Origin of the sequence: Streptomyces sp. NPDC032161 (genome assembly GCF_040636995.1) — a bacterium.
GTDB lineage: Bacteria > Actinomycetota > Actinomycetes > Streptomycetales > Streptomycetaceae > Streptomyces.
In genome coordinates, this window is the sequence record NZ_JBEZVN010000026.1 from 61,988 (window position 1) to 80,233 (window position 18,246).

Sequence of the window (18,246 nt, forward strand, 5' to 3'; positions counted from 1 at the left end):
GGCCGTACCCGGCACACCCCGCCCCGCACGCGCCTGCGGCTACCGGTCGGTCTCCGGCGTCGGCCCACCGGGCACACCGCCCCCGGCGCCCCGGTCGCGCCTCCGCACGGCCCGCACGCCCACGGACGCGGCGTACACGACCAGTACGGCCGCCGCCCCCACCGGCGGCCAGTCGCCCCACCGGACGTACAGGGTGGTGCCGGAGGCCAGGGGCACGTCGAACACCTCGGCGCCACTGGTGTCCGTACCGAGCGGGGTGCCGATCCGCTCGCCCCGGGGGCCGTACACCGTGCTGACGCCCGTGAGCGTGGCGTGCACCACCGGGCGGCCGTTCTCGGCGGCCCGCAGCGCCCCCAGCGAGGCGTGCTGTTCGGGGGCCCAGCTGTGCTGGAACGTCGAGGTCGACGACTGGACCACCAGGAGCTGTGCGCCGTCCCGGGTCAGCCGACGGCTCATGTCGGGGAAGGCTGACTCGAAGCAGATCAGCGGCCCGATCCGCAGCCCTCTGCCGTGGACCGCGTCGGGGAGCGGCATCGTCACCGGACGGGTGCCCCGGAGCCGGTCCTCACCCGCCGCGCGGCCCACGGACGTTGCCCAGCCGAGCAGCGAGCGCGCCGGGACGTACTCACCGAACGGCACCAGCCGCATCTTGTCGTAACGATCCCCGGTCAGACCGTCCGGGCCCACCAGCATCGCCGACTTGAAGATCCCCGTCCGGCCCGATCCGTCGCTCTGCCGGGCGTCCGCATTGATCAGCACGTCCGCGCCCACCCGACGCGACAGCGCCGCGATCCGGGCGGTGACGTCCGGATGCCGGGCCGGATCCACACCGACGCTGCTCTCGCCCCACACCACCAGATCGAGGCCGCGTCCCGCCAGCGATCCGGTCAGCCGCTCACCGGCCGCGAGCCGCCGCTCGACGCTCTGCGGGCTCGTGAGCACACCGGGCTGCACCACGGCGATCCTCGCCACCCCCGACGGCCGGGGCTGCGGTGCCCAGCCGGCCGCCGCCCCCGCCGACAGGGCGCACAGCGCGACGCCGACGACACCAGCCCTGCGCGCGGCACCGGCCACGAACAGCAGCACGACGGCGGTGTTCACCGCGACCACCAGGAGACTCACCAGCCACACACCGCCGACCGAGGCCACGCGGAGCGCCGGGGCCACCTCCCACTGGCTCGCTCCGAGCAGTCCCCAGGGTCCGCCGAGTCCCTGCCAGGAACGGACCGTCTCGATCAGCAGCCAGCCGCACGGCACCACGACGAGGGCGGCCGCGGCCGCCGCGGCGGACACCCTGCCACGCAGCAGCCGGAAGACCAGCAGGCCCCACGGTGCCCACAGCAGTCCGAGCAGGGCCGCCAGGATCAGCAGGAACACATGCAGGCTCGGCAGCAGCCAGTGATGCACGGCGAGCAGGAACCCCGTCCCGCCGAGCCAGCCGTCGAGCGCGGCCCGGCGCCCCGTACCGGCCGAGCGGATCAGCAGCAGCCACGGCACCAGGGCCACGTAGGCGAACCACCACAGGGAGGGCGCCGGGAACGCGAGCGCGGGCAGCGCACCGGCGAGCAGCGCGAGGCACCCGCGCCATGGGGCGGACAGCAGCACGCGCTCGCACCGGCCGCGCCGCTCGGGCGGGCCCTGCTGTTCCGGCCGCTTCCGCCGTTCCCGCCGCTCGGGCGGGCCGTACCCGCGACACGGCCCGTGCCGTTCGCGCTGTCCGTACCGCTCGTGCCGACGGGTCGGAACCCGCATGCCGCGCCTCCTCGTCCCGCCTGGTCAGCAGTCTCGCCCCGGGACCCCCGTTCCGCAGTTCTTCCCCGGCGCCGGGGAGCGGAAGCACGACGGACGGGCCCGCCCGAGACCGGCACCGGTGCCGGGGCGGGCCCGCGTCCGGGCCGCGGTCAGCAGGGCACCACGGCCACCGGGCCGAGCGCGTGGCTGAGCGTGGTCTGGGCGACGGGGGAGAGGCCGAGCCCCAGCGACTCGCCGCCCCGGCGTCGGCCGGTCACCGTCAGGGCCGCGGTGGCCGATGCCGTGACGAGCGCACGCGAGGCCGATCCGCCGACCGCCTCTCTGACCACCTCGACCTGCGGGTACTGCTCCCGCCGGCCGGCGGTGAGTTCGGCGAGGGTCCGCTCGGCCGAGGCCGCCGCGGCCTCCCGGTCGAAGACGGGACCTCCGGACAGCATCGAGGAGACCATCGTCCAGCCGTGCACGATCCGCAGCCGCGCGCCGGGCCGGGCGGCTGCCGCCGCGAAGGCGAACTCCAGCACCGCCTCGCTGCTCTCGTCGGCTGCCACGCCGGCGACGACGTCCCGCAATTCCTCCTCCCGGTCCTCCTCCGGCGTGCCGTGGACGACCACCACGGGGCACTTGGCCATCGAGGCGATCGCCATGCTGTTGGACCCGAGCAACAGCGACCGGAAACCTCCCAGCCCGCGCGAGCCGACCACCACCAGGGACGCGTCGCGGCTGAGCGAGGTGAGCGCCGCCGCCGGGAAGTCCATCGGGGTGAGCGTCGTCGGGTGCAGGGCGGGCGCGAGCCGGGAGACCCTCCGCACGCACTGGGTGAGCAGCTCCTCCGCCTCGCGCCGCTGTGTCTCCTGGACGGAGTGCGGGGCCGGCGTCCGGGCATGCACGACGACGAGCGCGAGCCCGCGCCGGACGGCCTCGCGGGCGGCCCAGTCGAGGGCTTCGAGGCTGTGCGACGAGCCGTCGACGGCTGCGATCACGGGAGGCTCGTTGGTCATGGTGTTTCCCTCCAACATCTGCGGTACGCGTCCCAGGCTGGTACGCGCCCACGCGGTACGGCAGGGACTTTCGGCCCCAACCGCGCCACGAGGCCCGGTCCTGTGCTCCACGAACGGCGAAATGCAAAACAAACGGTGAAATGCGAACTTTGAGGCCAAAAGCCTGAATGGCTCGATACTGGGACCATGACACAGAAAACGTCCCCATCGCGCGCCCCGGCGACTCTTTCCGTGAAGGGCCGGGACATACGGGTCCGCACGGTCGGGATCGTGGCGTTGACGGCCGTCGCGATCTGGTTCATCGCCGTGAACACGGTGTCCGTCGCCATCCGGCTGTGGATTCCCGTCGTCGTCCTGCCGCTCTGGGCGGTGCTGACCGTGACCCTGCTGGCCGGGCTGGTGCTGGGAGCGTTCGTCTCCCGTCGTCGGGCCAGGCGCTGAACCCGCCCGGGGCGTCCGGACCGTGGCGGGTTTCAGTGCCCGGCGGCCCGGGTCGTGTCTTCGGAGTGCCGCCGGCCGTGCGACGCCCGGCGCACATGCTCGCGGCGTTGTCGGACTCGTCCTCGTACTGCCAGTACGAGGACGGTCCTCCGCCTTGCGATCGGGCGCACCACGGCCCGGCCTCCGGCCGAACGACGGCACTTCGACGACATGGCCCAGTGCCGCTCCCGGCACTAGCCCGCGGACTCGCCCGCGTGCGGGCTCAGGACCCCCGCCGCGACCAGCGCGAACAGTGCCAGTCCGAGAAGGACGCGGTAGACGACGAAGGGCATGAAGCTCTTGGTCGTGATGAACTTCATGAACCAGGCGATGACGGCGTAACCCACGCCGAACGCGATGACCGTCGCGAAGATCGTCGGTCCCCACGACACGTGCCCCTCGCCCGCGTCCTTCAGTTCGAAGACACCCGAGGCCAGCACCGCCGGAATCGCCAGCAGGAACGAGTAACGGGCGGCGGCCTCGCGGGTGTAGCCCATCAGCAGACCACCGCTGATGGTGGCGCCGGAGCGGGAGACGCCCGGGATCAGCGCCATGGCCTGGCAGAAGCCGAAGATCAGGCCGTCCTTGACGCCGAGCTCCCGCAGCGTCTTGCGCTCCTTGCTGGCCCGGTGCCTCCCGCCCACCTCGTCGCGGGCGGCGAGCCGGTCGGCGAAGCCGAGGACGATGCCCATCACGATCAACGTGGTGGCGATGAGCCGCAGATCGCGGAACGGGCCCTCGATCTGGTCCTTGAGCGTCACGCCGAGCACGCCGATGGGGATGGAGCCCACGATGACCAGCCAGCCCATCTGGGCGTCGTGATCGCCGCGCATCGACCGGTCGAACAGTGAGCGGAACCAGGCCGAGACGATCCGGACGATGTCCTTGCGGAAGTAGATGAGGACCGCCGCCTCCGTGCCGATCTGGGTGATGGCGGTGAACGCCGCACCCGGGTCGTGCCATCCGGCGAACGCCGCGGTGAGCCGCAGATGCGCGCTGGAGGAGATCGGCAGGAACTCGGTCAGTCCCTGAACGAGGCCCAGGACGAACGATTCGAACCAGCTCATGGGGCTTTGGCCATCCCGGAGGTGATCATGCATCGGCCGACAGGCACGAATGCCGTCGGAAACATGCGGATTTGCGGTCAAATCAAGACAAGGTCATGCCAGGCCCTGATGACTTCGGTCGGTCGCGGGCAGGGTATCGCCCTCGGATGAACGGGACGACGCACACCCCCGCCGCCGTACGCTGCCCGGGCCCGGCATCGTCCTGCCGCGCTCGTACCCGGTCCACGCGGCGGAGCGCGCTCCGGACCCGGCGGTGGCGGAGGCCCCGGACCACGCGGCGGGGAACGTCCGGGGTCACCGGGCGGAGAGGCGATGCCGCCTGCGCCAGGCGACGACGGCCGCGGCGAGCCCCGTCAGCACGATGAAGCCCGTCGCCGCCAGGAACGCGGGCGACGCCGGTGAGGCGGCCTCGCTGCCCGCCACGACGTACGCGGCGGTGTTCGGCACCGAACCCAGTCCGGTCGCCACCAGGAACGCCGGGCAGCCCATGCGCGAGACCGCCGCGCAGTAGTTGGCCGCCGCGAACGGCACACCGGGGAACAGCCGCAGCGCCAGCATCGAACGGAACCCGTGCCGGCTGAGCTGACCGTCCGCCGCCCGCAGCCAGCGCCCCCGCAGCAGCGTGCGGAGCGCGTCCTGCCCGAGCACCCTGCCCAGCGCGAAGGAGATGCCCGCGCCGAGGACCGTGCCCGCCAGCGCGGCGGCCAGCCCCGCCTGCGAACCGAAGAGCGCTCCGGCGGCGAGATTGAGCAGCGGCCGGGGAACGAAGGCCACCGTGCACACCCCGTACGCCGCGGCGAACAGCACCACGGCGCCGCCGCCCCCCTCCGGCCGGTCCGGCCATCCGGTGGTGAGCAGCCGCTGGGGCTCGAACAGCAGCATCGCCGAGGCGGCGGCCACCAGCACCACCACGAGCAGCGAGAACCGGGACCAGGGCGAGAGCAGCGCCCTCGTGCAGCGCACGGCGAGGTCCTCTGCGGGCCGGGCGGCGGGGGCGGGGTCGAGCATGCGGGGAGACTAGGAGCGTGGGTCGGTAACGAGCAAGCCGTCGAGGGTTGATGGTCGGCTCTCTGGCGGTCTGGGGTTGTCGGCGGTGTCGGGGCGGGTGCGGGGTGTGGTTGCTGTGGAGGGTGACGCCGCCGCCTGGGCGCTCAGGCTCGGGCGGCGGCCGGTCCGGGGGTACCGACCTGCCCGAAGATCTTCCGCAGGTTGTGGCATGCGGCGAGTAGCCGCCATTCGGCGCGGGCGCCTGCTTCGCCGCATAGCAGGAGTCTGCGGTCGTCTTGGCAGGTCATGATCCGCCCGAAGACGGGTTCGACGATGGCTTTGCGTTGGGCGTAGGCGGCGCGTCCGGGTTTGGTGTGCAGTTTGCGGGCCATGCGCTCGCGTGCCGTGGCGTCGGCCGGGATGCGTCCGCGCGGGGCGGGGCTGACGCGTTCGTCGTGGGACAGGCGGCCGGTGGCCATGAAGGTGTCGGTGCCGTGCTCTTCCTTGCGCTCGGCTGCGGCCTGAAGGTTCGCCTCGGAGCAGTAGCCCGCGTCGAGGAGCGCCTGACGTGCGTGGATTCCGGTGTTCGCGGCGGGTTGGTCGAGCATGCCGGTGTAGTTGAGTGCGTCGGCGGGGTTGGTCGTGACGTCGGCGGCGGTGATGATCTGGTGCGCGTCGTCCACCACGGCCAGTGCGACCCGGCCCATCTTGACCATGCCCAGTCGCTGCGCCAGGCGCAGCGACTGGGTGAAGATCCCGGCCAGGGCGTCCAGGTGCCGGGCCCTGAACCGGGATATCGACCGGTAGTCCGGCCCCGCCCCCGCGGCCAGATAGCGGAAGGCCACATCATCGGTGCACTCGCGCTCGATCGCCCGCGACGAGCGCACCCCGGTGGTGTACCCGTGGATCAGCGGCCGGACCATCAACCGCGGGTCATACGGCGGGAACCCGCGCTTCTCGGTGTAGGACGCCAGGATCGGGCCCGGGTCGAGCACCTCGTCGACCAGTTCGGCCACGAATCGGGCCAGATGCCCCTCGGGCAGCCACTCATCCAGTGACGGCGGCAGCATCAGCATCTGATCGGGGACGAACGCCCGGAAGGTCTTCTTCACCGCCACCGTCGGCGCGATCTCCGGCTTCACCACCGCCGCCGGATCCACCGGACATACCAGGGTTCTCCCATACGGAAGATCACGAACAGGAAGCAGCGTCGGGCTCAATCGCCTGATCGACTGCCAAGATCCGCGGACAGCGCCGCGTAGATGTACTCGCTGCCCCAGCGATCCCCGTCGAGGTCGTTCTCGACCAGGTGCGCCTCCCGGCGCATCCCGAGGCGCTCACAGACCCGCACAGACCCGGTGTTCTCCACATCCAGCCGTGCGTAGAGCCGGTGCACGCCCAGCGTGTCGAAGGCAAACCCGGCCAGCGCCGCGGCTGCCTCGGTCGCGTAGCCGTGCCCCTGGTGACCTGGGTCGAGAGTCCAGCCGATCTCGGCCTGGGCGGCGCGGGCGTCGGCCAGGGCGAGGCTCACCTCTCCAAGGACGCCGGGCTCATCGCGTCGGCAGACAGCGAGCGCCAGCTTGTCCCCGTCGGCGCGCCAGGCCGTCTGCGCCGCACGCTCGGCGGCAACCTGCTCGCTGCGCTCACGCGTGTGCGCCGGCCGGTACAAGTAGCGCGCCACGCTCGGCAGGCTCTGGTAGGCGTACAGGTCGTCGGCGTCGCCGGGAGTGAACAGACGTAGCGACAACCGGGACGTGGTCAACGGCAGCAGCGAGGCGATGTCCATGCGGACCTCCGGGACGCGGATGTGGATCGAGTCGCGGACGGATTGTCGCATCACGACTGCCCGGCAGCCACGCCTTTTCAAGAGCAGCGCTCGGCAGCCGCACTTCACCACGAGGCGCGGCATTCCAGGAGTTGTCTACTGACCCACGCTCCTAGCCGACCGCGTACGCGACGACGGGCCGAACTCCCGCGTACGGACCGGGCCCGCGGAGACCGCCGGACCCACCGGAAAACCGGTCGACGCGGGCGCGCGTCCCCGGCCATCATCGGACCCATGGTCCGGTACGCCTTCCTCGCAGCGCCGTCCGCCGTCGCGGACGCGCCGAAGGCTGCCGTGAACTCCTTCTTCGCGACGGCAGTTGTCGCGGCGGCACCCGCCGCGTCCGTGGCTCCCTTCGACGGCGCCCGAAGCTGACCCTCCCCCGACAGTCCGGCGGACCCCGCAAGGGGAGGGTCGGCAGGGCCCTGGGGTCTTCTTCTTCCCGGCATCGATCTTCCAAGGAAAGAGCCATGTCCAAGACGGCATACGTACGCACCAAGCCCCACCTCAACATCGGCACCATGGGCCACGTCGACCACGGCAAGACCACGCTGACCGCCGCCATCACCAAGGTCCTCAGCGACCGCGGAACCGGCACGTTCGTCCCGTTCGACCGGATCGACCGGGCGCCGGAGGAGAGCCGGCGGGGCATCACCATCAACATCGCGCACGTCGAGTACGAGACCGACACCCGCCACTACGCCCACGTCGACATGCCCGGACACGCCGACTACATCAAGAACATGGTCACCGGCGCCGCCCAGCTCGACGGTGCGATCCTCGTCGTCTCCGCGCTCGACGGGATCATGCCGCAGACCGCCGAGCACGTCCTGCTGGCCCGTCAGGTCGGCGTCGACCACATCGTCGTCGCCCTCAACAAGGCGGACGCGGGCGACCCCGAACTGACCGACCTCGTCGAGCTGGAGGTCCGCGAGCTGCTCACCGCGCACGGCTACGGCGGCCAGTCCGTCCCCGTCGTACGGGTGTCGGGCCTGAAGGCCCTGGAGGGCGAACCGCGCTGGACCTCGGCCGTCGAGGCGCTGCTGGACGCGGTCGACACGTATGTGCCGATGCCGGTGCGCTACACGGACGCGCCGTTCCTGCTCCCGGTGGAGAACGTCCTGACCATCACCGGCCGAGGCACCGTCGTCACCGGAGCCGTCGAGCGCGGCACGGTACGGGTCGGCGACCGGGTGACGGTGCCGGGCCCGGACATCGAGACGGTCGTCACCGGACTGGAGACCTTCGGCAAGCCGATGGAGTCCGCCGAGGCCGGGGACAACGTGGCCCTGCTGTTGCGCGGCGTCGAGCGCGACCGGGTCCGCCGCGGTCATGTCGTCGCGGCCCCCGGCAGTGTGACGCCCCGTCGCCGGTTCACGGCGCAGGTGTACGTCCTGACGGCCCGCGAGGGCGGCCGCAGCACCCCGGTCACCACCGGCTACCGGCCGCAGTTCTACATCCGGACCGCGGACGTCGTCGGCGACATCGACCTCGGCGCGGCGGCGGTGGCGCGCCCCGGCGACACGGTCGACGTCACCGTCGAACTGGGCCGCGACGTACCGCTGGAGACCGGACTCGGCTTCGCGATCCGCGAGGGCGGCCGTACGGTCGGCGCCGGCACCGTCACCGCGGTGCTCTGACGTCCGCACCGGCCGGGCCCGCCTCCCCCACCCCGGGGGAGGCGGGCCCCGTGCCGTGAGCAAGACTGACGGCATGGCAGACACAGCACTGGTACTCGGTGCCGGCGGCGTCACCGGCAGCGCCTGGGAGACCGGCATTCTGCACGGGCTCGCCCAGGCGGGAGCGGACCCGACCGCCGCAGACCTGATCATCGGCAGTTCGGCGGGCGCGGTGGTCGGCGCGCAAGTGGCCTCCGGGGCGCTCGGCCTCGCCGAACTCTACGAACTCCAGCTCTCCGACCCGCGGGGCATGACCGGCGGACGGCTCGGCGCGGCGGCGTTGCTGCGCTATGCGTGGGCCGTGCTGTCGGCGCGCACGCCCGAGGCGTACGGCCGCAAGCTGGCGGGGATCGCCGCCCGGTCCAGGACCGGCGTCACGGCGGAGGAACGGCGCGCGACGATCGCCGACCGCCTCCCCTCGTCGGACTGGCCCGAGCGCCGTCTGCTCATCACCGCCGTCGACGCGGTCAGCGGCGAGCTCCACGCCTTCGACAGGAGCGGCGGGGTGCCGCTCGTGGACGCCGTCACCGCGAGCTGCGCGGTCCCGGCGGTCTGGCCCGTCGCCACCGCGGGCGGCCGGTCCTGGATCGACGGCGGCGTGCACTCCCCGGCCAACGCCCAGCTCGCCGAGGGCTATGAGCGCGTCGTGATCATCGCCCCGACGGCGAGCGGCAACAAGGTCATCGCCTCGCCGCGCTCGCAGGCGGACCGGCTCGCCGCCCGGGGCGCGCGCGTCGAGGTCATCACCCCGGACCCGGCGGCGAAGCGAGCCTTCGGCCGCAATCCCCTGGACCCGAGCCGCAGGGCGGCGGCGGCCCGCGCCGGGCTGGCCCAGGCGGCGGCGCACGCCGTCGCCGTCGCCGCGGTCGTGAGCAGGTGATCCGGCACCCCACAATGGGAGAGTGAACGAGCCGATACCCGTCATCCGGGACGTGGACCAGGGCACCGCCAGACTCCTCCCGGACGTGGACCGGGACCGGGCCTGGCTGCTCACCGTCGACGGCGCACCCCAGTCGTACGTCGATCTCGACGCGCCGGAGCATCTCGAGTTCGAGTACGTGCGGCGGCTCGCCCATGTCGTGGACCTGACCGCGGCACCGGGGGCGCCGCTCGACGTGCTCCACCTCGGCGGCGGTGCCCTCACACTGCCCCGCTACGTCGCCGCGACCAGGCCCGGATCCCGTCAGGACGTCGCCGAGGCCGACCTCGGGCTCCTCGCCCTGGTCGCCGAACACCTCCCGGTGCCCGACGGCGCCGGGATCACCGTGCACCGCGCCGACGCCCGCGGCCTGCTGGATGGGACCCCGCCCGGCTCCGTCGACCTCCTGGTCGCGGACGTCTTCGGCGGCACCCGGGTGCCCGCCCACCTCACCACCGTCGAGTACGCGCGGGCCGCTTGCCGGGCGCTGCGCGACGGCGGAACCTATGCCGCCAACCTCGCGGACGGCGCCCCCTTCGACTTCCTCCGCTCCCAACTGGCCACCTTCGGAGCCGTCTTCGAGGAGCTCGCACTGATCGCCGAGCCCGCCGTGCTGCGCGGCCGGCGCTTCGGCAACGCCGTACTCGTGGCCTCCCGGCACCCCGTCGACACCGAGGCGCTGACCCGCCGCTGCGCCGCCGACGTGTTCCCCGCCCGGGTCGAGCACGGCCCGGCGCTCACCCGGTTCACCGGGGCCGCCCGGCCGGTCGGGGACGGTGAGGCGGTCGGCTCACCCGAGCCGCCCGACGGCGCCTTCGGCATCGGCTGAGACCGGCTGCCGCGGGGCCACGGCTCCCACCGCTCCGGTGGCGGCGGGGGCGCGGGTCAGCCGACGTACCTCGGGCACGAACAGCACGGCCCCGGTGACCAGCACGATCAGTGCCGCGCAGCCCCACAGCGCCTGGCTCCGCCCGACCAGCATCTCCACCGGGCCGGCGAGCGCGGTGGCGAGCGGCATCATCGCCACCGAACCGAACCAGTCGTAGGCCGAGACCCGCGACAGCTTCTCCTCCGGGATCTCCTGGTGCAGGGTCGTCATCCACGCCACCCCGAACACCTCGATGGAGACGCCGCTGACGAACATCACCAGACACAGGCCCACCACCGGCAGCGGTACCGCCAGTGCCGCCGACGGCAGGGCCAGCGGGAACACGCAGAGCGTTCCGACCAGCAGCATCCGACGGGGCTTCCAACGCGTCATCAGGAGCGCCCCGCCCAGTGTGCCGGCGCCGAACGCGGCGAGCGCGAAGCCCCAGGGCCGGGCGCCGCCCAGTTCGTCCCGGGCCACCAGCGGCCCGTACACCGACTCGGCTGCCGCCACGGCGGCGACCACCACGGAGAACTGCGCGACGATGCTCCACAGCCACGGCCGGCCGATGAACTCCCGCCAGCCGTCCCGCAGATCGGAGAGCAGACCGCCGCCGGGTTCGCGTGCCGGGATGTGACCGACGTCCAGGAAGGCGCGCAGCACCCCGGCCACGGCGAAGGCCGCCGCGTCGACGGCGAGTACCCATCCCGGGTCCATGGCCGCGATCATGGCGCCGCCGAGCGCGGCACCGCCGATCGTCGCGCCCTGCATGGCCATCCGGAAGAGGGCGAACGCCCGGCTCGCCTGTTCCCGGTCGACGCTCGACATCAGCATGCCCTCGGCCGCCGGGTTGAAGAACGCCTGTCCGGTCCCGCACAGAGCGGTGAGCAGCATCATCTGCCACAGTTCGGGGTCGCCCGCCAGCACCAGCCAGGCGAAGGCGGCCTGCGAGACGCAGTTCAGGGCGTTCGCCGCCACCATCACCCGGTGGCGCGGCAGCCGGTCCGCGATCGCCCCGCCGATCAGCAGGAACAGCACCAGCGGCGTGGCCCTGGCGGCGGCCACCAGGCCGACGTCACCCCCGTCCCCGCCGGACTGGAGAACGGCGAACGCCGCCGCGATCAGCGCGCCATGGGTACCCAGGCCCGTGATGATCGCGGCGGCGGTCAGCAGACGGTAGTTGCGGCCGGAACGGCGTGCGGGGAGTTCGGGGGCATCGGCGGTGGAGGTGACGTTCACCACGGGACTATCGCCGCCGAGGCCCCCTCGTGCCAATCGAATAAACGGCGCCCCCGGGGAACGCCCACCACGAACCGGCCGCGGGGGCGTCAGGAGGACGGGGCGACGTCCGTCAGCCGCACGGTGCTCAGGATCTTCTCGATGGTGGCGTCCGGGAGCTCGCCCTGTACGTTGTCGGCCGCGTACAGCACCCAGGACGCGAATTCGCCGTTCTTGTTCTTGAAGGTGAAGGCGATCGTCTTGCCGTCGCTGTCGCACTTCCTGCGCTTCGTGACGCCGGGAGCGGTGGCGGTGACGACCTGGCCGGTGAGCCCCGACTTGGTGGTGTACTGCCGGGCCGGGGTGAACTTGATGGTGCTCTGCGGCATGTGCTGCGCGTACGCGGCCCACGCCCAGGTGCCGGCCTCGCTGTGGGCGTTCTTGGCGGCGTCGGTGGCGCCCTGGGCGCCCCTGGTGCCGGCGCTGGCCAGGCTGGAGGTCTCCTCGACGCCGTCCTTGTCGGAGTCGTCCACGCACCACTTCTTCTGGAGGTACGACGGTGCGGAGAATCCGATCAGGGGCGAGCCGTCGCCCTTCTTCTCGTCCTCGAAGAACGAGAACGTGCCGGGTGTCCCGACCTCCCAGTCCCCGGGCACGTCGAACCGGGTGCCCCACTTGGGGTTGGTGACCACCTTCCAGCCCGCGACGAGGGGCTTGGCGTCCTCGCCGCCGCGCGGGTTCGCCTCCGGCGAGGCCGCGGTCTCGGACGGGTCGGCGGGTGCCGAGGTCTTCTTGTCGTCGGCGACGTCCTTGCCCTTGTCGCCGTCCTTGTCCTTGTTCATCACGACGACACCGGTGACCGCCGCCGCCACCACGACGGCGGTGGCCGCGACGATCGCCACGGCGGTGGTCCTCTTCTTGTCGTTGCCGGGCTGCGGAGCACCGGGCGGACCGGGAACCGCGTACTGCGGAACGGTCGGCTGCTGGTGCGGGTTCGGCTGCGGGTAGCCGTAGCCGGGCTGTTGCCCCTGCTGCGGATGTCCCGGGTGCTGCCCGGGCTGTCCCTGCTGCTGGTATCCCGGCTGCTGATAGGGATTCGGCTGCTGGTACCCCGGCTGCTGGTACGGGTTCTGGTCCTGCGGGTTGTGCTCGCCCCCGGGCGGCTGCTGTCCTGGCCACATGGCTGGAAACAATAAGGGGGCCCGGCCGGGACGGCTACGTCCGCCCCCGTGAGCGGATGGTGAAGGAAGCCGCGGGCAGGGAACGGGGACCGGTGAGGAAACACGGGGGAACGGGACGGGGGCCGGGGAAGCGGGGATGGCGCAGCCGGACTACTCGTAAGTAACATCAAGTCATGAGTGCTGAACAGTCGAACGTCGGCGAGATGCTCGCCGCCACGGTCCCCATGGCCCGTACCCTCCGCCTGGAGTTCCTGGAGACGACCGCCGAACGCGCGGTGGTCCGGCTGCCGGACCAGGCCGAGTACCACAACCACATCGGCGGCCCCCACGCCGGAGCGATGTTCACGCTCGCGGAATCGGCGAGCGGCGCGATCGTCCTGGCCGCCTTCGGCGACCAGCTGTCGCGCGCCGTGCCACTGGCCGTGCGGGCGGAGATCGGCTACAAGAAGCTGGCCATGGGAGAGGTCACGGCGACGGCGACCCTGGGCCGGCCGGTGTCCGACGTCGTCGCGGAACTGGACCGCGGGGAGCGGCCCGAATTCCCCGTCGCCATCGAGATACGGCGTGCGGACGGCGCGGTGACCGGCGAGATGACGGTCCTCTGGACGCTGCGTCCCCACGCCTGATCCCGGGCCGCCCGTACGGGGTGCCGCACCTCCGGCGAACGAGGGAGCGGCAGCCCGTACGTCGTCCGCGCGGGCGGCGCACCCGCCGGGCGGGCGGCGGATCGCCCACCGCCCGGCGGATTCCGGCCCGGGCCCGGGGAGTCCTCGCCCGTCCCGGTCGTCCCCTCGGGTCATCGCCCGGCGCGGTCCTCGTGCGCCCGGCGGTGCGCCTTGGCCAGTTCGACGTACCCCGCCGCGTTGAACCTGATGCCCTCGCGTTCCTCCTCGGTCAACTGCCGCCTGACCTTGGCGGGGACTCCCGCGACCAGGGAGCCCGGCGGCACCTGCATGCCCTGCGGCACCAGCGCCTGCGCCGCGATCAGCGAACCCGCCCCGATGCGGGCGCCGTTGAGGACCGTGGCCCCCATGCCGACCAGGACGTCGTCCTCGACGACGCAGCCATGGAGCACCGCGTTGTGCCCGACCGAGACGCGCTCGCCGACGGTGACGGCGAAGCCGGGATCGGTGTGGACGCTGCAGTTGTCCTGGATGTTGCTGTCCGCGCCCACCACGATGGGGCCGCAGTCGGCGCGCAGGACGGCGTGGTACCAGACGCTGGAGCCCGCCGCCAGCGTGACCTCGCCGATCACGACGGACGTCGGCGCGGTGAAGGCGTCCGCGTCGACCTCCGGTTCCTTGCCGCCGATTCCCGTCACCAACGCCTGCTCTGCCATCGCCCGTTCCTCCGTGCCAGCCGGTGCGCGTCCCTGGATGTCCGATCGCGTCGGAGGAACGCTATGCGACCGGCGACGGACCGTCCCCGAGTGGGGTGAACATCACAGGCGGTCGCGGTGATCGGGCCGCACGCCGCCGACTACCGTGTGCGGGTGCCGAACAACAGGAACACGTTCTCCCCCCTCGCCGCCTGGCGGCGGCGCGTCCTCTCCCGCGCCGTCCACCACGGCTGGCGCCGGGTGCGGGAGTGGGGCGCGGTCACCGCGGAGTACCCCGGTGGGCTGCGGTTCGGCCGGATCGGCGACGGGACCCGGCTGGCCTTTCCGCAGGGCACCGTCTTCGGCGAGAAGTGGATCGAACTCGGCGCCCACTGCGTGATAGGCGAACAGGTCACGCTCACCGCGGGACTCATGCCCGATCTGGACCTGGGGCCGGAACCGATCCTGACCCTCGGCGACGGTGTGGTGCTCGGCAGGGGAAGCCATGTCGTCGCCGACACCCGGGTCACCATCGGCTCCGACACGTACTGCGGACCGTACGTCTACATCACGTCCACCAACCACAGTTACGACGATCCGCACGAGCCGATCGGCCGGCAGTGGCCCCGCATGGAGCCGGTCGCCATAGGACCCGGCTGCTGGATCGGCACCGGATCGGTGATCCTCCCGGGGGCCTCCCTCGGACGCAACGTGGTGGTGGCCGCGGGCGCCGTCGTACGCGGCCACGTGCCCGACCACGCGGTGGTGGCCGGGGCCCCCGCCCGTGTCGTGCGCAGCTGGGACCCGGAGAAGGGCTGGCAGCCGCCGCTGCGTACCCCCGCGCCGGTACCGATCCCGGCGGACGCCACTCCTGAGCAGCTGCTCGCGCTGGCGGAGCCCGGCGAGACCCCCGTCCCGCCCGCCGGCTGAGGACGGCCGGAAAGGACGGCGCAGTACAGTGCCGTGCATCGTCGGTCGCGCCGCACCGCGATGCCGCCGCCGTCGGCCCTCGTCCCCGGAATCCTGGACGGAACGTGTCTGACCTCGATCAGCTCACCCAGTCGCTGGCCCGCAACCTCAAGCGCTGGCGAGGCGAACGCGGCTTCACCCTGGACACCCTGGCCGCCCGCGCCGGGGTCAGCCGCGGCATGATCATCCAGATCGAGCAGGCCCGCACCAACCCGAGTGTCGGTACGACGGTGAAGCTGGCCGACGCGCTGGGGGTCGGCATCACCACGCTGCTGGACCACGAACCGGTGTCGCCGGTCCGGCTCGTGCCCGGGGACCGGGCGGTACGCATGTGGTCGACGCAGGCGGGGAGTTCCGCCGTCCTGCGCGTCGGCACGGAGGCCCGGGGACCGCTCGAACTGTGGACGTGGCGCCTGATGCCCGGCGACAGCCGCACCTCCGCCCCGCACCCCGAGGGCGCCGTCGAACTGCTCCACGTCACGGCGGGCGAGCTCACCCTGGTCGTCGACGACACCCCGTACGCCGTACCCGCCGGCGTCTCCGCCACGTTCGAGGCGCACCACGCGCACACCTACCGCAACGACGGCATCGAACCGGCCGAGGCCACCATGGCGGTCTCCATCCCGCCCGCGCGCTGAAAGCCGCGTCCGTCAGCCGTCCGTGCGGCACGGTGCCCGGTCCGCGGCACCGGCGCGGAGCGAGGGCAGACGGCGGGCCGCGAAATCGACGGCGGCGTCCAGGCGGAAGAGCAGGCTCGTCGACGAACCGACCGGACCGCTCCGTACCCCCGCACCACCGTCCGCGCGCGCGAACTCGGCTCCCAGCACGGCGAAATCGCCGTCGTCCAGCGCGACGTCCTCGTACTCCCACCACTGGCGCCGCCCTCCGGACCCCACCACGCAGCGGTAGCGGCGACGGGGCGGCGACGGCATCCGGTACTCGCCCAGGTGGAACGCCGTGCAGGTGTCGAACCCGGTGCCCAGCAGCAGCACCTGGGCGCGCAGCTCGTGGAGACGGGCCAGCGGGGAGTCCTCGCCGAGGTGGCAGTCGGGGCGGTGGCCCGCCGTCAGCTCCCCGGCCAGGGGGCCGAGCGCGGTGAAGGACGTCTGGGGATGGTCGCTGCGCACCGCCCCCTCGGTGAGCCGCACGGTCTCCGGGAGCAGACCCATCGACGGCGCGGCCGTCGACGCCGGGTCGAAGGCGGGCATCCGCGCCCGCAGGGCCTCGCGCTGCCGGCCGGTCAGACCGCGCACCCGGTCGAGATACTGCGGAGAGGTGTCCGAGTTCTCCGGGGTGAAGGACGGGACGACGAGCGTGCCGCGCTCGCCGAGGGCGTCCCGCAACGCTCCCACCACCGCCCGGACGCCGCCGCCCACCGGGCCCACCGCACGCATCGAGGCATGGACCATCAGGACGCCGCCCCGCGCCACTCCCAGCTCGGACAATTGCTCCGCGAGCCCCGCTCGGGTGTGGGGGGCGATCGGCGACGGCGTAGTGGTCACAGCCCGTCATTCTCCCAGCCGCCCACCGATGTGGACACCACGCACATCCGGACGGAGGACGGGCCGCCACGACCGCGCGTGCCGGGAGCCGCACGGCAGGCGGTCGTTGGAGACAGGCCCTAACCGCAATACCGGTGACTTAGCGCGCCATTGACGGCTCTGACGCGCGAAAACGTCGTGCACAGAGGCTCTGTCGGGCGCCAAGGTCACCGGTATTGGCCCTAACCGCCCAGCGCGGGGATCTCGATCGCGGGGCAGCGGTCCATGACCATGTCGAGCCCGGCCGCGCGCGTGCGTTCGTACGCCTCGGTGTCGACCACGCCGAGCTGGAACCAGACCGCCTTCGCGCCGATCGTCACCGCCTCGTCGGCCACGCCGCCCGCCAGCCCGCTGTTGACGAAGACGTCCACCACGTCCACCGGGAACGGTATGTCCGCCAGCGAGGCGTACCCCTGCTCGCCGTGGACCGGCTCCGCCTTCGGATGCACCGGGACCACCCGCTTGCCGAAGCGCTGAAGCACCTCGGCGACGCGATGGGCCGCCCGCGACGGGTTGTCGGACAGGCCGACCACGGCCCAGGTGTCGCCCGTGTCCAGAAGAATCCTGCGGATCGTCTCCGCGTCTGCGTACATGATCGGGACAACGGACGGCGGTCTCCGGCTGTTCCCGGAAGGGGCATAGGCTGGCCGGATGCAGGAGCAGTACCGGACCGTCGCCCGCGCGGGCGTGCACGAGACCGAGATCAACCGGTCGCGTTTCATCTGCGCGCTCGCCCCCGCCGCCACCGAACAGGAGGCGCAGGACTTCGTCGCACGCGTACGCGCCGAGCACCCCACCGCCACCCACAACTGCTTCGCCTACGTGATCGGCGCCGACGCGTCCGTGCAGAAGGCCAGCGACGACGGAGAGCCGGGCGGCACCGCCGGGGTCCCGATGCTGCAGATGCTGACCCGCCGGGAGATGCGCTACGTCGTCGCCGTCGTCACCCGCTACTACGGGGGCGTGAAACTCGGAGCGGGGGGCCTGATCCGGGCGTACGGGGGAGTGGTCGGCGAGGCCCTCGATGCCCTCGGCACCATCACCCGGCGGCGGTTCCGCCTCGCCACGATCACCATCGGGCATCAGCGGGCCGGCAAGCTGGAGAACGATCTGCGGGCCACCGGCCGGTCCGTGCGCGAGGTCCGGTACGCGGAGGCCGTCGTCATCGAGGTCGGACTGCCGGACTCCGACGTGGAGTCGTTCCGCGGCTGGCTCGCCGACGCGACGGCGGGCGAGGCCCGGCTGGAACTCGGCGGCGAGGCGTACGGGGACGCGTGACGCAGGCACCCGGCGGGGACGACTCGCCGGGGCGGCCCTCCCGACGGCCTCGCGCGCACGGCGCCCCGGCGTGGGGGGTGCCCCTATCTGTTTCGTCAACCCTGTCAGGTCGGTTCCCTGGGGTGGCGCTGGTTTTCGGGAACGTCCCGCGAAGCGGGACGTTCCC

20 protein-coding genes are annotated in these 18,246 nt (G+C 72.7%); 9 read left to right on the forward strand and 11 right to left on the reverse strand.

From position 1 onward, the window contains the following. Positions 1-39: 39 nt before the first annotated feature. Positions 40-1,752 carry an apolipoprotein N-acyltransferase gene (gene lnt, locus AB0E67_RS28595; RefSeq protein WP_362031892.1) on the reverse strand — a complete coding sequence of 571 codons (1,713 nt, stop codon included), beginning with the start codon at positions 1,750-1,752 and terminating at the stop codon, positions 40-42. Positions 1,753-1,901: 149 nt separating this feature from the next. After that, complete coding sequence (locus AB0E67_RS28600) at positions 1,902-2,750, reverse strand: universal stress protein (RefSeq protein ID WP_362031894.1); 849 nt, start codon at positions 2,748-2,750, stop codon at positions 1,902-1,904. 186 nt (positions 2,751-2,936) lie between these two features. Between AB0E67_RS28600 and AB0E67_RS28605 the strand changes: the two genes are divergently transcribed. Beyond that, positions 2,937-3,191 (forward strand): DUF1049 domain-containing protein, encoded by a 255-nt coding sequence (locus tag AB0E67_RS28605; protein WP_362031896.1) that lies wholly within the window; start codon positions 2,937-2,939, stop codon positions 3,189-3,191. 233 nt (positions 3,192-3,424) lie between these two features. Here AB0E67_RS28605 and AB0E67_RS28610 read toward each other — a convergent pair whose 3' ends face one another. The 4 genes from AB0E67_RS28610 to AB0E67_RS28625 all read right to left on the reverse strand — a co-directional run bounded on the left by AB0E67_RS28610 (position 3,425) and on the right by AB0E67_RS28625 (position 7,070). Further along, positions 3,425-4,297, reverse strand: a complete 873-nt coding sequence (locus AB0E67_RS28610; RefSeq protein ID WP_360106868.1) for an undecaprenyl-diphosphate phosphatase — start codon at positions 4,295-4,297, stop codon at positions 3,425-3,427. Positions 4,298-4,591: 294 nt separating this feature from the next. After that, the gene (locus AB0E67_RS28615; RefSeq protein ID WP_362031898.1) at positions 4,592-5,305 is read right to left on the reverse strand and encodes a TVP38/TMEM64 family protein; all 714 of its coding nucleotides are present in this window, start codon (positions 5,303-5,305) and stop codon (positions 4,592-4,594) included. A 143-nt stretch (positions 5,306-5,448) separates the two neighbouring features. Then, positions 5,449-6,444 carry a transposase gene (locus tag AB0E67_RS28620; protein ID WP_362031900.1) on the reverse strand — a complete coding sequence of 332 codons (996 nt, stop codon included), beginning with the start codon at positions 6,442-6,444 and terminating at the stop codon, positions 5,449-5,451. 56 nt (positions 6,445-6,500) lie between these two features. Beyond that, complete coding sequence (locus AB0E67_RS28625) at positions 6,501-7,070, reverse strand: GNAT family N-acetyltransferase (RefSeq protein ID WP_362031902.1); 570 nt, start codon at positions 7,068-7,070, stop codon at positions 6,501-6,503. Positions 7,071-7,343: 273 nt separating this feature from the next. On the opposite strand from AB0E67_RS28625, the gene AB0E67_RS28630 reads away from it, so the two are divergent. From AB0E67_RS28630 to AB0E67_RS28645, 4 genes are all read left to right on the forward strand, one after another. After that, the gene (locus AB0E67_RS28630) at positions 7,344-7,484 is read left to right on the forward strand and encodes a hypothetical protein (RefSeq protein WP_199883148.1); all 141 of its coding nucleotides are present in this window, start codon (positions 7,344-7,346) and stop codon (positions 7,482-7,484) included. 95 nt (positions 7,485-7,579) lie between these two features. Further along, positions 7,580-8,749, forward strand: coding sequence for an elongation factor Tu (gene tuf, locus AB0E67_RS28635; RefSeq protein WP_362031904.1), 1,170 nt, complete (start codon positions 7,580-7,582; stop codon positions 8,747-8,749). Between the two features lie 73 nt (positions 8,750-8,822). Then, positions 8,823-9,668: a patatin-like phospholipase family protein gene (locus AB0E67_RS28640; RefSeq protein ID WP_362031906.1), complete on the forward strand. Its 846-nt coding sequence runs from the start codon at positions 8,823-8,825 to the stop codon at positions 9,666-9,668. Between the two features lie 22 nt (positions 9,669-9,690). Continuing rightward, positions 9,691-10,536, forward strand: a complete 846-nt coding sequence (locus tag AB0E67_RS28645) for a fused MFS/spermidine synthase (RefSeq protein WP_362031908.1) — start codon at positions 9,691-9,693, stop codon at positions 10,534-10,536. On the opposite strand, the gene AB0E67_RS28650 is transcribed toward AB0E67_RS28645, so the two are convergent. Both AB0E67_RS28650 and AB0E67_RS28655 read right to left on the reverse strand, forming a co-directional pair. Then, a complete protein-coding gene (locus AB0E67_RS28650; RefSeq protein WP_362031910.1) occupies positions 10,498-11,814 on the reverse strand; it encodes an MFS transporter in 1,317 nt (438 codons plus the stop codon). The two genes, AB0E67_RS28645 and AB0E67_RS28650, sit on opposite strands and share 39 nt — an antisense overlap. A gap of 89 nt (positions 11,815-11,903) precedes the next feature. After that, positions 11,904-12,974, reverse strand: coding sequence for a hypothetical protein (locus AB0E67_RS28655; RefSeq protein WP_362031912.1), 1,071 nt, complete (start codon positions 12,972-12,974; stop codon positions 11,904-11,906). A 173-nt stretch (positions 12,975-13,147) separates the two neighbouring features. Between AB0E67_RS28655 and AB0E67_RS28660 the strand changes: the two genes are divergently transcribed. Further along, positions 13,148-13,600: a DUF4442 domain-containing protein gene (locus AB0E67_RS28660; protein WP_362031914.1), complete on the forward strand. Its 453-nt coding sequence runs from the start codon at positions 13,148-13,150 to the stop codon at positions 13,598-13,600. A gap of 170 nt (positions 13,601-13,770) precedes the next feature. On the opposite strand, the gene AB0E67_RS28665 is transcribed toward AB0E67_RS28660, so the two are convergent. Next, complete coding sequence (locus AB0E67_RS28665; RefSeq protein ID WP_362031916.1) at positions 13,771-14,313, reverse strand: gamma carbonic anhydrase family protein; 543 nt, start codon at positions 14,311-14,313, stop codon at positions 13,771-13,773. Positions 14,314-14,466: 153 nt separating this feature from the next. Between AB0E67_RS28665 and AB0E67_RS28670 the strand changes: the two genes are divergently transcribed. Beyond that, positions 14,467-15,222, forward strand: coding sequence for an acyltransferase (locus tag AB0E67_RS28670; protein ID WP_362031918.1), 756 nt, complete (start codon positions 14,467-14,469; stop codon positions 15,220-15,222). 104 nt (positions 15,223-15,326) lie between these two features. Then, entirely contained in the window at positions 15,327-15,899 is a 573-nt protein-coding gene (locus AB0E67_RS28675) for an XRE family transcriptional regulator (protein WP_362031920.1), read from the forward strand. 12 nt (positions 15,900-15,911) lie between these two features. Here the strand turns inward: AB0E67_RS28675 and AB0E67_RS28680 are convergent, their stop codons facing one another. Beyond that, on the reverse strand, positions 15,912-16,763 hold the full coding sequence (locus tag AB0E67_RS28680; protein ID WP_362031922.1) for an AAC(3) family N-acetyltransferase: 852 nt from the start codon (positions 16,761-16,763) through the stop codon (positions 15,912-15,914). Between the two features lie 221 nt (positions 16,764-16,984). Continuing rightward, positions 16,985-17,395, reverse strand: a complete 411-nt coding sequence (locus AB0E67_RS28685) for a CoA-binding protein (RefSeq protein WP_362031924.1) — start codon at positions 17,393-17,395, stop codon at positions 16,985-16,987. A 58-nt stretch (positions 17,396-17,453) separates the two neighbouring features. Between AB0E67_RS28685 and AB0E67_RS28690 the strand changes: the two genes are divergently transcribed. Beyond that, positions 17,454-18,080: a YigZ family protein gene (locus tag AB0E67_RS28690; protein ID WP_362031926.1), complete on the forward strand. Its 627-nt coding sequence runs from the start codon at positions 17,454-17,456 to the stop codon at positions 18,078-18,080. The last annotated feature ends 166 nt before the right edge of the window (positions 18,081-18,246 follow it).